Origin of the sequence: Pontiella agarivorans, from assembly GCF_034531395.1 — a bacterium.
Lineage (GTDB): Bacteria > Verrucomicrobiota > Kiritimatiellia > Kiritimatiellales > Pontiellaceae > Pontiella > Pontiella agarivorans.
Window position 1 is genome coordinate 583,411 of the sequence record NZ_JARVCO010000002.1, and the last position, 13,341, is coordinate 596,751.

Below are 13,341 nucleotides of genomic sequence, written 5' to 3' on the forward strand. Positions count from 1 at the left end.
TCGTAAGGTTGTGTGGGGAAAGGGATAAGGGTAGAGATTCGGGCCGCCGATCCGGAATCGTAGATGAGCCATCTAGCCAAAAGGATTGTCCAGAACAACGGGTTATAAACGCCCTTTTGTATGCAAAGATTACAAAAATAGGCAGGGAGAGATAAAAATGAGTCGGTTCATATGCTTTATTGGGGTTCTGTTGCTGTCGGGGGTTGTCGCGGGATCTGAACGGCCGAATATCATCCTGATTCTTGCAGATGATATGGGGTATTCCGATATCGGCTGTTATGGCGGTGAAATTGAAACGCCGAATATTGACCGGCTGGCCGAGGAGGGGATGCGTTTTCGTAATTTTTACAATAATTCGAAGTGCACCACCACGCGGGCGTCGCTGATGTCGGGCCGCTATCCGAATCGGGGAAAGGGCGGGTTGTTACCGCAGGATTGTCTGACCTTGCCGGAAGCTATGAAGATGGCGGGTTATCGTACGATCCTCAGCGGAAAATGGCATCTCGGGCATAGAAAAGGCAGTCTTCCGATAGATCGCGGTTTTGATGAGAGCTATGGCCTGTTTGACGGCTGCTCAAGCTTTTTTTATCCCACCGATCCCGATAAGCCCAATTTCGGCATGCGTTATTTCGGGCATAATGAAAAACGGATCATCGAATTTCCTGACCATTTTTATGCAACCGATGCATTCACCGATCATGCACTTGAAGAAATAAAAAAATCGATAGAGGCTCAACAGCCTTATTTTCTTCATCTGGCCTATACGGCTCCGCACTATCCGTTGCATGCCCTTCCTGAGGATATTGCAAAATATAAGGGGCGTTATTCCAAAGGCTGGAAAGTCCTGCGTGAGGAACGATATCAGCGGATGATTGAGCTCGGCGTCATTGATTCCTTGGTGCAGCTTTCTCCATTGGATCCCAAAACTGAAATATGGACTGGAGATGCGCATTATCAACGGCTGATGGAAATTCATGCGGCAATGGTGGACCGGATGGATCAGCAGATCGGCCGTGTGTTGAAGTTGCTGGATGAAACCGGTACGGCAGAAAATACGTTGATCTTTTTTCTGTCCGATAACGGGGCCAGCCGGGAATGGCATAATTATGATTGCGTTGAACAGGCGGAAATCGGTGCGCGCGGATCGTATCGGTCGATTGGTTTGAACTGGGCGAATGCGGCGAACACACCATTCCGGAAGTTTAAACTCTATGGTCATGAAGGGGGCATGTGTACCCCCTGTGTGGTACGCTGGCCGGTTACGGTTCCGGCGGGAAGCTGGACGGATGCCGTTGGGCATATCATTGATTTTCAGCCTACGTTTATGACGGTTGCGGGTCTGGATCCGGTTGAGGATATCCCGGTTGAAAAGAAACCGCTCGACGGTGAAACGCTGGTGTCGGTTTTGCAGGGCGAAGAGCGTAACCGCGATAAGCCGGTCTTTATGGAATTTGCCGGGAATCGTGCGATGTTGGATGGCAACTGGAAAATTGCCTATGCCAAAGAGCTGAAGCGGTGGGAGCTGTTCAATCTTTCCGAAGACCGCACGGAGCTGAATGATCTTTCTGAAGCTTATCCTGAGCGGTTGCTACATATGAGTACGCAGTGGAATGCCTGGGCGCGGAATTCCGGTATAAAATACAAAATAAAGGGGAACGAATGAATCGGAGAAAATTTACAACGGCATCAGCGGTGTTCGGTCTGTTCGGGCATCGGGTTGCCGGAAAAGAACTGCCGATTCATCAGAAGCTCGGAAAGGGGGCGCTGGATGTCAGTCTGAGAATTCTCAATCTTCATGGAGAACAGCCGAAATCCATTCAGAATTTATTTAAGGCTTCGCATCCCATTCTGTTTGCGGAGAAAAATCAGACGTTTGCGGAACTGATGCGGCATCCGGAAATTGTTAAACGTTGTGCGGATGCCGGAATGACTCATCTCGGCGGTCCGATGCTCGGTTGTATTTCAGAAACGGGGGCATCGGTATGGATCCGGACGTTAAAGCCGGCTTCAGTTACCGTTGAAGCGAACGGTCGGATGTTCGGACCGGTTGACAGTTTGGAGGAAAGTGATCTGACGGCCGTGATCCGGGTTGATGGACTGAAACCGGGCAGCGAAACCGGATACCGTGTGCGGATTGACGGGAAACCGATTCGTTTCAATGGAAATACCGTGATTCGTACCACGTCGGATAAGCCGGGAATCACCCGCATTGCCTGGGGCAGCTGCTGGCACCGCTGGGGACTGGGGCATCCGCAGATGGATCTGGTCCGGAAACGCAGGCCGAGTGCATTGCTGATGATCGGAGACAGCGCAGTACAGGATCGGCTGGGTAAAACCGGTGCAGCCCGTTTTGATGTCATGCTGCGCGATCTGACGCCCCGGTGGACGACATTCTGTTCGGAAGTTCCGGTTTATGCCACCTGGGATGATCATGATTATGCGGGCAATGATATCGGCGGTCTGGTTGAAGGAAAGTTTTCAGCGGAGGATCGGTCGAATGTCCGGGATCTGTGGATGCAGACCTGGGTGAATCCCCAATACGGATTTGAGAAAGAACGGAGCGGTATCTTTTTCAAAACACAGATCGGTCCGGCGGATGTGATTATGATCGACAACCGCTATTTCCGGGATCACAGAAAAGGACTGAACTCCTTTCTCGGTAAAGCGCAGATGGACTGGGTGAAAAAGCAGCTGCTGGAGAGCAAAGCACCGTTTATCATTCTTTCCTGCGGAACCATGTGGAGCGATTATGTTTCCAATGGAAAGGACTCCTGGGGCAGATATGATAAAGAGGGCCGCGAGGAGCTTTTCCGTTTTATTGAAGAGCATAAAATCGGCGGTGTTCTGCTGATTTCCGGAGATCGGCACGGTGCGCGCGGTTTTACCATTCCGCGGAATAACGGATTTAAGTTTTACGAATTCGGCGGTGCCTGTTTCGGCGGGCGGATTGGACCGCCGGCAAAGGATCCGGCCTGGAAAACGCAACTTTACGGTATTGCCGCTGAGTATGCATTCAGTGAATTTGATATCGACAGTTCCAAACCGGATCCCGAGGTGACGATGCGTCTGATTCACGAATCGGGAAAAGAGATTTATTCGATCACGCTGAAACGAAGCGAGCTGACTCCGGCTTAGAGGGGGTAAAGGAGCCGTTAAAATATAACGTCCGGATGGGGAATTCTTTTTGTAGAAACGGGCCTTTTCCGGTCGGATTCCTGTCCGGGGAACCGTGGTGTATTCTATTAGATAGATTGATTCGGTTCGGAATACAGGTTGTTCTGCATTTTCTGTATAACAAAAGGAGAGTGGGCGTATGTCTGGGTGGTTGTTGGGTGTTGGTTATCTCGTTGGTGTGTTCTGTCTATGGGTATCCCCCTGTGGGGCTGACGTGCTTGATCTGTCCCGCAGCAGGAACGGGGTTGAAGTCTTGAGGGATTACAGCGGCACCCCGGACAGCAGCGGTGTTCTGGAGGTTTATGCGCTGAAAATACCGGCGGTTAAACAGGCGGCTTACTGGCGCGGGGAATGGTGGCCCTATGGAGGAAACCGCGTTTGCGGTGAAGTGCTTTCCCGTGATTCTGAAGAGGGCGGTTTATTTTCGATTCTGGAACTGAACGACGGTTCTTTTCTGGCAGTGCTTCCGCTCTGCGGGGATCAGGCCTGGGCGTGGTTTGCGCCGGACGACGGAGAGCTGAAACTGAAACTGGGGACCAAAGGTACTGCAACGGTTTCGGGAAACCTTCCGGTGGTGGCATGGTCGCGGTCAGCGTCGCCCTATGAAGCGGCTTCCGAGGTCTGGAAACTGGCGGCGGAAACAAAGCCGATCAGAGACCATATGAAACTGCGCGGGCAGAAACCTTATCCAGAAATGTTCAACTATCTCGGCTGGTGCTCATGGGAGGAGTTTAAAAAAGAAATCCGTTCCGATCTGCTGGTAAACGTTTTCCAGGCATTGGAAGAAAATGAGCTGCCGATTCGCTACATGCTGGTGGATGACGGGCATTTTTCGGCTCAGACGCTTTTGCCGAAGAGGGATACTTTTCCGGAGGGATATGCGCCGCTGACCGCCCTTAGAAATGACCGGGGTATTTCCTGGGTGGGGATGTGGCATGCACTGCTGGGTGAGGCCAAAGGACTGGAGCCGGGGAACCCTCCGGCTCTTTCGGATGCCATGATGACATTGCGGAACGGGAAGGCGGTTCCGAAACCGGACGCCCGTTCGATCCGCATGTTCATGGAGTATCTGTTCAGCTCTTCCGAAAAGGATGATATCGATTTTATAAAAGTTGATTTCTGCGGAACCCTGCTGCCTTTTATTGCCGGAACGGAAACGCAGAAAGCGGCTTCTGATTTTCCGGAGACGAATGAGCAGGCCATCGGGAATCCTTCTGCCATGGCGGCTCTCTATTCGCGTATTTACCAGAGTGTGGCAGAAGAACGGTTTGACGGGGTGCTGAACTGTAACTGGCACGTTCCTCATTTTATTTTTAATTCTGGAAACAGTGTCGTTGGACGCTGCGGTCCGGATTATAAACTGACGGTGGAACGTGCGCGGCGGTCCGTTTTCACCAATTTCAGTACCATCCCCTGGCTGGGGCAGGTGGCGTGGGGGGATCACGATATGTTTCATTCCTCCGATAAACTGGCCGCACGGATGATGGCCGTTTCCAAGGCGTTATCCGGAGGACCGGCCTATCTTTCCGATGCCCCGGACCGGCTTGTTCCGGAAGTGGTCTGGCCGCTTTGTTATTCGGACGGACGGCTGCTGCGTCCGCTGGCTCCCGGTGCACCGCTGCCGGAAGACCTGTTTATGAACGAAAACACGATGCGGATTTTTCGTACGATGTCTCCGTTGCCGAACCGTTCTGCAGCTTTTGCCTGTTTTAATCTGCAGGGTGATGGAAAGCGTGCAGAGCCGGTGTTGGAGACGATCATTAAACCTGAGCACTATTCGTCGGCGTCGGGCATGATTCAGCCGTTTCCCGGGGATTGGAATATTCCGGAAGAAGGATTGCTGGTTTATGATTTTCAGACCCGGTCGGCCGTCAAACTGCCCTGCTCCGGATATCGGGTGAAACTCGCCGGTTTCGGGGAGTACCTGCTTCAGCTGAGTCCGGTTCAGAACGGATGGTCTGTGATTGGACGTCCGGATAAATATCTGGCTGCGGCGGCGGTTGATGTGCTGCACTGCGATGAAAAAGAGCTTTCTGTCAGGATGCATGAAGCGGGGCCGTTGGCGATATGGCTGGAAAAGGGCGTTCCATATGTTGACGGGGCCGTGTTTAAATCCTGTGGAAACGGATTGTTTGTTGCGGAATGGCCTGCAACGGCTGAACCGGCGGTTATTACGATACGAAAAGGAGAACAATGAAAAATACGATGATGCTCATCATGCTGATGCTGCTGGCCGTCAGTGCTTCAGCGGAAAAATATGAAGAAGACTGGAGCTCGTTGCGCCGGCATTCCGTGCCGGAGTGGCTGGATGGTATGAAGTTCGGCATCTACTGCCATTGGGGGCCGCAGACCATTCAGCTTGTGGAAAAACAGAAAGGGAATGAAATCTCCCGCCCTGAGGCTTTTGAGATGTGGCGGGGTGAAAAGTTTGATGCCGCAGCATGGGTTGATCTGTTCGAAAAAGCGGGGGCGCAGTTTGCCGGTCCGGTGGCGTGGCATGGGTCGGGTATTCTCAACTGGGACAGCGATTTCTCGGACTGGACGATGGCGAAACGCGGGCCGAAAATCGATATGGTCGGTGAGTTGGTTTCCGAATTGCGGAAACGCAATATGAAGGTGCTGATGTCGTTCCATAACAACCGGTCGATCTGGGGTCAGGTTTCGCCGGAAAACAAGCTGGTTCTGGATCCGGCCGGAGAAAAGGAGGAACCGCTGTATGCTGCCAATGAAGGACGCCGCGATGAGCAATTGCTGGAGGGCTGGTTTGCGCGCATGAAGGAGGCGATTGATAAGTACGCGCCGGATATGGTCTGGGTGGATACAAGTTATGGCGGAACGGTGGGGGCTGAATTGCAGAATCGCAGTATTCAGGGGCGGCATCTTCCGGGAAAGGATAATGCCATCCGTACCATTCCCGAGCCGTGGCAGCAGAAGCATTTGGCCTATTATTTCAATCAGGCCGCTGCGGATGGGCGTGAGGTGGAGTTTATTTATAAGTCGTTCGATATTCCGCCGGGCATCGGCATGCGGGATATTGAAAACGGCAGTCTGATCGGGCTGCAGTACGATCCCTGGATGGCGGATATCAACATGGCGCATCATCTGGAGTGGGGAACGCCGTGGTTTTATAATCCGAACAATCCGATGAAGTCGGCGAACCATCTGGTGGATCTGCTGGTGGATCTCGCCAGTAAAAACGGCCGCATGCTGTTGAGTGTGCCGCCGATGGCCGATGGTTCTTTTTCGGCGGATCAGGTGAAGCAGCTGACCGATCTTGGAAACTGGCTGAAGCTCAATGGCGAAGCCGTCTATGATACGGTTCCCTGGAGTTATTTCGGGGAGGGGCCGACTGAAGAAACGTCGCCGGGGCACCATCAGCATGGCACCTGGGACGGGAAGGATGAAAATATTCCGCACTGGGGCGCGGAGGATATCCGCTTCACGCAGAAGAACAAAATTCTCTATGCCATCGTTCTGGGGTGGCCCGGGGAAAAGCTGAAGATCCGGACGCTTGGCCATGCCGGAAAAATCTATCCCGGCGAATTCCAGTCGTTGGAACTTCTGGGGTGTGAGGAGACACTTGAATGGACGCAGTCGCCGGAGGCGCTGACCGTCAGGTTCCCGAAAGAAAAACCCTGCGATTTTGCCTATGTTCTGAAGATTGAACGGAAATAACGGATGTGCAATCGGCCCGGGGATCGTGATCGAGCAGACTTGTTCCTGTATTGCCTCACTGCTATTTTCAGATTTCGTGAAAGGTTATTGTATGAAGTTTGTCCGGGTATTGCTGTGTACTCTCAGTCTGATTTTGTTCTGTGGAGAGGCTCACGCAGCCGTGGATTCCATTTTCAAGCTTCGACGGATGAACGAGCAGAGTGCCGCCGAAGGCCGGCCGGTTGAGATTCGTGCGCAGGTGGTTCGCACGAACCCTATCCAGAACTCGCTGTTTATTTTTGACGGCAAAGAAGAGGGGGCTTTTGTCAAAGGACCGCCGGACACTCAGACGGTCGGTCGTTTGAAGCAGGGGGACATTGTCATCGTCCGCGGAATTACGACCGCGGGCGGTTTTGCACCGGACATCCAGGCATCGAGGATAGATGTGGTCGGTCATGAGAAGGTTCCTGACGGAAAGCCTGTGCAGAACAACGACTTTCTTTCTACCGGGCAGGATTCGAATTGGGTTCAGGTTCGCGGCCGTGTACTGGCGTTTAATAAATCCTCCAATTCAAAGTTTATCCTGGTGGAAGTCAGCCGGAATTCCCGGATTCTCAATCTGCAGGTTCCTTATTCTGATGAGAACATGGTGAAACTGAATGAACATCTGTTCAGCTTTGTTCACGTCAATGCAGTGGCCGGAACCATCTTTAACCTTAACCGACAGATGGTCGACCGCGTATTTTATGTCCATTCTGCAGATGATTTCCGGACCGCCGGAAAAGAGTTTCGGATGAATGTGGAAACTGATGCCCAGATTCATGAACTGATGCGTTTCCGTATGGTGGTGAACCGGCCGATCCGAACGTTCGGATCGGTGATTCATGCGGCTGAAGGTGAGATTTATATTCGGAACGAAAAAGCAGGGTTGCGGGTTTCAGTTCCTCCTGCAACACAGGTTAAACCCGGGGATGATGTGGCCGTGGTCGGCATCGTTGAGCCGCTTCCGGTGAGTCCGGCATTTATTGCCGGTTCGGTGGAGGTGACTGGAAATTCAGGTGTTCCGGAACCGATTGCGGTGGATTTGGATCGATCGATTGATGCACGGCTGAATTTTAACCTGATTCAGGTAACGGCTGAGCTGGTCGACTATTCCAGTGAATATTTCAGTGAGGACGGTTCCTCCATGCAGTTGCTTCGTTGCCGTGCCGGTGGACAGGTTTTTGATGTGATTCTTCCGGGGGATATGCCTCGGAACGAAGAGTTGGAGCCCGGGGCTCAGCTTCGTCTGACCGGCCTGTGTCATGTGTTGAAACGGCCTGAGCGGCATTGGTATCTCGATGTGGTTGGTTTTCGGCTGGAGGTGCGGCATCCCGCTGATGTTGAGGTGCTGGCGGCTGCCCCATGGTGGAATACCCGGCGATTGGTCTGGTTTTCGGGGATTACGGTCAGTTTGTCTTCCCTGTTTTTGGTGTGGATTGTCGCATTGCGTAAAACAGTGGACCGGCAGACGACGATTATTAGCGAAAAGGTGGAGCGTGAGGCGGTCATGGAGGAGCGTTCGCGCATGGCGCGCGAACTGCATGATAATCTGGAACAAGGTCTGGCCGGAGCATCCATACAACTGAGCGGCTGTCAGCGGCTGGTTGAATTGAGCCGGGAGCAGCAGTTGGATTTTCTGGAAGCTTTGCGGTCTTCGGAACAAAATGGGCTTCAGGATCAACGGGAGCACCAGCGTTTTGAGGTCGAGAAATCGGCTGCAAAACAGTTCCGGGCCCTGGAACTGGTGAGCAATATGGTGGACCGTTGCAGCAAAGAGGCGCGGGCGACTATTCTCGAACTGCGCGGCGGTCTGCTGGAAAAAATGGATTTGTGTACCGCTGTGGAAATAACCATTGAGCCGCTGGCCCGCGAATGCGGGGCAAAGCTGGACTATGCCTGCATCGGAAAGCCGGTGGGGTTGCAGCTTAAAGCCGAACGGCACCTGCTGCTGTTTATCAAGGAAGCTGTCAGTAATGCCGCGCGGCATTCGTCTCCTTCAACAATTTCCGTGCAGATTGAATATGAGGCAGATGCAATGCGGGTTAGGATCGAGGATGATGGGTGCGGTTTTGATATGGCGGAAAGTGTGAAGCTGGGACATTTTGGTTTACGGGGCATGAAAGAACGTGCGGCTCAGCTGGATAGCGAACTTGAAATTGAGAGTGAAAAGGGCAAAGGCACCTGTATTCTTCTGTTGTTGCCTTCGCTCAGGAAATGGGGGATAGGTTAAATGATTCGTATTTTAGTGGTGGATGATAATGCGCTGATGCGGCTGGGACTGACCGAGGCCATCGGTATCGAACCGGAATTGGAAGTGGCCGGGGAAGCGGCGAGCGGAGCGGAAGCGCTGGAGGTTTTCCGGAGAGTAAACCCGGATGTAATCACCATGGACTACCAGATGCCCGGTGGCGAGAGCGGCATTGAATGCACGAAAAAGATTATGGCCGAAGATCCGCATGCTAAAGTTATTCTGCTCTCGGTGTTCGATTCAGAAGAGGATATTTATCTGGCGAAACAGGCCGGGGTGAAGGGGTACCTCACCAAAAAGGCCGGCGGAGTACGCGATGTGATTGGGGCGATTCAGGAGGTGGCATCGGGCGGGACCTATTTCCCGGCTCAGATTGCGACCAAACTGAATAACCGGCTTAAACAGCCCGATCTGACCAAACGTGAAATGCAGGTGCTGAAACTGTTGGCGGAGGGGAACAGTAACAAGGAAATCGGAGATATTCTGAGTATTTCACTGGCCACAGTCAAACTGCACATTGCCAATTTGCGTGAAAAACTGGGGGCTTCTGATCGGACGCAGGCCGTGGTTTTCGCCTATAAACGCGGAATTCTTCATCTAGATGATTAAAACCTAACCTTTAGGTTATATCGACCATCGGATAGATAGACGGAAAAGATTCTCCATGTAAAAAAAGATGTTAACGCTCTCTAAGCAAGGCTGGCGAGTACAGTTCGGAGCGTTAAACACTTAATGGAGGATAAAGATGAGAAAATACGTGCTTACCGCCTGTGCGGCGGGAATAACTGCACTGTCGTATGGCCAGATCCTGTTTGACCGTTCTGCTGGCAGCTACACGGCCGGGGATCTGAATGGACAGAACAACTGGACCGTTCTGCAGCAGTTTGACACCAATGCTGTTCCGCAGCTGGGTACGGATGCGTTTACGGTGGATAACTCCAGCTGGCTGATCAACGATTCCGTCAGTGATACCGCTTTTCTGGTTACCACAAACGGGAGTTATATCTATCTGGATGAAATATCGGCCGGAAATGAACTCTACAGTGAGTGGAGCGGGGAGATGGATTTCAGTTTCAGCATTCCGCAGGGTACTTACGCCGGAAACGGTACCATGCCCAATGCGAACTTTTTCACGATCGGATTAACCTCATCAACCACAAACGGGCTGTCACAGGGAGACCAGAATGATGCGGTACTGTTTCTGCGGTACCGGGCCAACAACCGTCTTGATATGCAGCTCTGTTCCGAACAGGATGCAGATCTTCGTATTTTTCAGACGCCTTCCGATGGCGACACCTGGGTGGAGCCCGCCGGGCAGGAAATTCTGGGTATGAACCCGCAAGCGGGTGACTGTCAGTCGGATGAGCTGCACCTGTCATGGACCATCCGGAAAACGACGGATGGGAATTATCTGGCCTGGGGCAGTGTATCCAATAAAAATACCGGAGCCTGGGTCGATGATGTACGCACAAACGGGCTGGGCGGGCGTGTGGTTTCGACCGAAGGGAAAAACAAATCTTCAGCAGTTTATAACTCAACAGATCCAGTGCTGGCCATGGGCCGTCATGTGGATGCGTATTCCTCAAACTATGCGGTATACGGCAACGGATTGCTGGATATGGATATTGAGAATCTGACGGTGATTAAATCAATCGTTTCGCCGGAATTAACGGCGCCGACCAATTTAGTGGTTCTTCCGTATGATGCTCAGGCTACCCTGATCTGGGATGCTGTAACTGAGGCTTCGAGCTATGATGTATTTCGTTCGACCGTGAGCGGATCTTACGGTGTTGCATTTACCAATTTGACGGGGACCAATCTCGTCGACAGCGGCCTGATTAATAATACCGAATATTTCTATGCCGTTCAGGCGGTATACGATGGGTTTGGGAATTCAACGAATTCGCTGGAAGTTGCCGCTACGCCGACTGAAATCTTTGGCGGAACCATTTTGGATACCTCGTTTACTTCTGCAGAAGGGTATTCCGATGGCGATCTGGCCGGTCAGCAGGGCTGGGTGGCTGCAGCGAATTCTGATCCCAATGCGTTCAATATCGTTAATGCCGCATCGACCGGCGAAGCTTCGACGATTGGAAACGGTTTTATGGATACGAACTATATCGGCAATGCAGTCTATCTGGACAAACTGATGGATAACAATGCAGACGATACCTTAGAAGGTTCCATCGAATTTAAAGTGCAGTCCTATCTTGCAGAAGGACAGACCGTGGCCACTCTTCTCAATGCGGATATTTTTTCATTCGGTTTGACCTCTGCCGAGGATGAAGCGCATGTGGCCTGGGACAGCAAAAAAGCTCTGATGCTGGTGCGTTTAGCGGCGGACGGCAATGTGGCGGTACTTTTCACCACGGAAACTGCCGATAATTCTACAAAACTGGCCGAACTGCAACGCGAAGATCTCAGCTGGGATCCGGAAGATGAAGAAGCCGACGGAGTAACCTCTGATGATCTCATGACAGAAACCATCACGCTGGATTGGAGCATCCGTAAAACCCGTGAATCCGGAGTCTATCAGGCCAAGGCCACGCTCAGTTCTTTGACAGCAACCAACACGAGTCTGGCGTATTATGTGAGTTCTGGAAAACAGAATATGTATGACAGCTCCACCTCTAAATTCACGATGTCGCATTACAGGAATGCCTGGAAAACAAACGGCACACTGACCAATAAAGCGGATGTGGTGTTGGAATCACTGAGCGTCGTGCAGACCAATTATCCCCCGGAAGTGACTGCTCCGATCGATGTTGCGACCGTTGGCGGTGACCGCAGCGTTACGGTGAGCTGGCCGGCGACGCTGGAAGCCACCAGTTATGACATTCTGTTTGCAGAAAGTGCCGGCGGGGATCAGGTCGAGCTGGCAACTATTACGGATATCATCTATCTGGACTCACCGCGGTTCAACGGGGTGACAAACTGGTATACCATACGGGCGAATTTTGATGCCGGTTCGGCTGAATCGGACGAAGTCGCCGGGGCACCGTTTGCTTCGGTTACCGTCCTTGAGTTCGATGGGGTCAATCTGGATATGGGGTCTGCTGATGTAAACTTCAGTCTGACGGACGGGCTCACGACTAACGGTTCGCTGGTCTATATCGACAACACCGTTACACCGCTGATTTCCAGCAGTGAATACAACGGCCCGACCTTCTATGCCTATACTCTGCTGGATTCATTGGCCGCAGATATTACGGATGGACGCGGAAGCATCGGGTATCGTTTTGACAATGCCAATGGCGGAAATGGAGTGACCACGGACAACTTTGAATACCGTCAGAACGGCGGTGCTCCCCGGGCGGATCTGCTGTGGTATGTGGAGTCGACCGACTGGGCGGAACCGACAGCATCGGTTGATGCGATTGCCAATGCCGTGGATGTACGGATTGCGAACAAGCTTCTTTCGTCCGGTACGTTCCAGATTGCAGTCCGCAACGGCAGCACCTGGTATGTCAGTGAAGACACGGCCGGCAATGGAACCGGCGGGGAATGGAACACCACCGGCACGTTGCATATTCCGAATATTGCGGAAGCAAACTTCGGAGAACTTCCGGTGATCATCGGTTCGGAGATGGGTCAGCCTTCCTCCTTTGATACGGGCGCAAATCTCGGTTTCACCGATATCAATGCCATCGGCTGGTATTCGGATGAACAGCTGCGCGTCAAACCGGTACAGCTGACCATTAATGTCAGCGGTTCGGTGCCGTCGATCGACTACTGGGCGGAAAATAACAACATCGAAAATCTGAATGAAGATACGGATGGCGATAAGGTGAGCAACCTTAAAGAGTATGCTTTCCTGGGAGATCCGAATGATCCGAACGATGCCGGAACATTGCCGGAGCTGACTGCGGCAGAATATATGGGCACCAACGGATTCATCTTCGTGAATGTTGAACTGCGCGACCCGGCGCCGGGCATTGAATATTCACTGGAAACCACCGGGGATCTCGTAAACCAGGGATTTGCTCCGGATGCAGAGATCGTCAAAATCGGTGAAGACAACATTGATTACTATACCAAGGCGGTGACCAACTTTGTTCCGGCTACAGCGGCAGCGAAGTTCATCGACCTGAAAATCAGCGAACAGTAATCCTGATTTCCTGCGCCCTCCGGCGCAGGAATGTTTTCATCATCACCCCTTAACCGGGTGGCTCCGTCGTAAGGCGGAGTTCTTATTTTTTTAAGCAAATAACAAACAGGAGAAA

General features: G+C 52.2%; 7 protein-coding genes. All 7 read left to right on the forward strand.

Annotated features, from left to right (window positions below; translation table 11 throughout):
- Positions 1-157 precede the first annotated feature (157 nt).
- The 7 genes from P9H32_RS02470 (at position 158) to P9H32_RS02500 (ending at position 13,226) form a co-directional block, all read left to right on the forward strand.
- The gene (locus P9H32_RS02470; RefSeq protein ID WP_322607277.1) at positions 158-1,663 is read left to right on the forward strand and encodes an arylsulfatase; all 1,506 of its coding nucleotides are present in this window, start codon (positions 158-160) and stop codon (positions 1,661-1,663) included.
- On the forward strand, positions 1,660-3,135 hold the full coding sequence (locus tag P9H32_RS02475; protein WP_322607278.1) for an alkaline phosphatase D family protein: 1,476 nt from the start codon (positions 1,660-1,662) through the stop codon (positions 3,133-3,135). The genes P9H32_RS02470 and P9H32_RS02475 overlap by 4 nt, the downstream gene beginning before the upstream one ends.
- Before the next feature lie 178 nt (positions 3,136-3,313).
- Positions 3,314-5,371: a Sip1-related alpha-galactosidase gene (locus tag P9H32_RS02480; RefSeq protein WP_322607279.1), complete on the forward strand. Its 2,058-nt coding sequence runs from the start codon at positions 3,314-3,316 to the stop codon at positions 5,369-5,371.
- Positions 5,368-6,849, forward strand: a complete 1,482-nt coding sequence (locus P9H32_RS02485; RefSeq protein ID WP_322607280.1) for an alpha-L-fucosidase — start codon at positions 5,368-5,370, stop codon at positions 6,847-6,849. The genes P9H32_RS02480 and P9H32_RS02485 overlap by 4 nt, the downstream gene beginning before the upstream one ends.
- Before the next feature lie 91 nt (positions 6,850-6,940).
- Complete coding sequence (locus P9H32_RS02490) at positions 6,941-9,100, forward strand: sensor histidine kinase (RefSeq protein ID WP_322607281.1); 2,160 nt, start codon at positions 6,941-6,943, stop codon at positions 9,098-9,100.
- A complete protein-coding gene (locus tag P9H32_RS02495) occupies positions 9,101-9,727 on the forward strand; it encodes a response regulator transcription factor (RefSeq protein WP_322607282.1) in 627 nt (208 codons plus the stop codon).
- A gap of 136 nt (positions 9,728-9,863) precedes the next feature.
- The gene (locus P9H32_RS02500; RefSeq protein ID WP_322607283.1) at positions 9,864-13,226 is read left to right on the forward strand and encodes a fibronectin type III domain-containing protein; all 3,363 of its coding nucleotides are present in this window, start codon (positions 9,864-9,866) and stop codon (positions 13,224-13,226) included.
- Positions 13,227-13,341: the final 115 nt, after the last annotated feature.

Bases quoted from the DNA above. Each gene is read 5' to 3' on its own strand.
- P9H32_RS02500 (WP_322607283.1), top strand. From the start codon at position 9,864: ATGAGAAAATACGTGCTTACCGCCTGTGCGGCGGGAATAACTGCACTG.
- P9H32_RS02490 (WP_322607281.1), top strand. From the start codon at position 6,941: ATGAAGTTTGTCCGGGTATTGCTGTGTACTCTCAGTCTGATTTTGTTC.
- P9H32_RS02470 (WP_322607277.1), top strand. From the start codon at position 158: ATGAGTCGGTTCATATGCTTTATTGGGGTTCTGTTGCTGTCGGGGGTT.
- P9H32_RS02480 (WP_322607279.1), top strand. From the start codon at position 3,314: ATGTCTGGGTGGTTGTTGGGTGTTGGTTATCTCGTTGGTGTGTTCTGT.
- P9H32_RS02485 (WP_322607280.1), top strand. From the start codon at position 5,368: ATGAAAAATACGATGATGCTCATCATGCTGATGCTGCTGGCCGTCAGT.
- P9H32_RS02475 (WP_322607278.1), top strand. From the start codon at position 1,660: ATGAATCGGAGAAAATTTACAACGGCATCAGCGGTGTTCGGTCTGTTC.
- P9H32_RS02495 (WP_322607282.1), top strand. From the start codon at position 9,101: ATGATTCGTATTTTAGTGGTGGATGATAATGCGCTGATGCGGCTGGGA.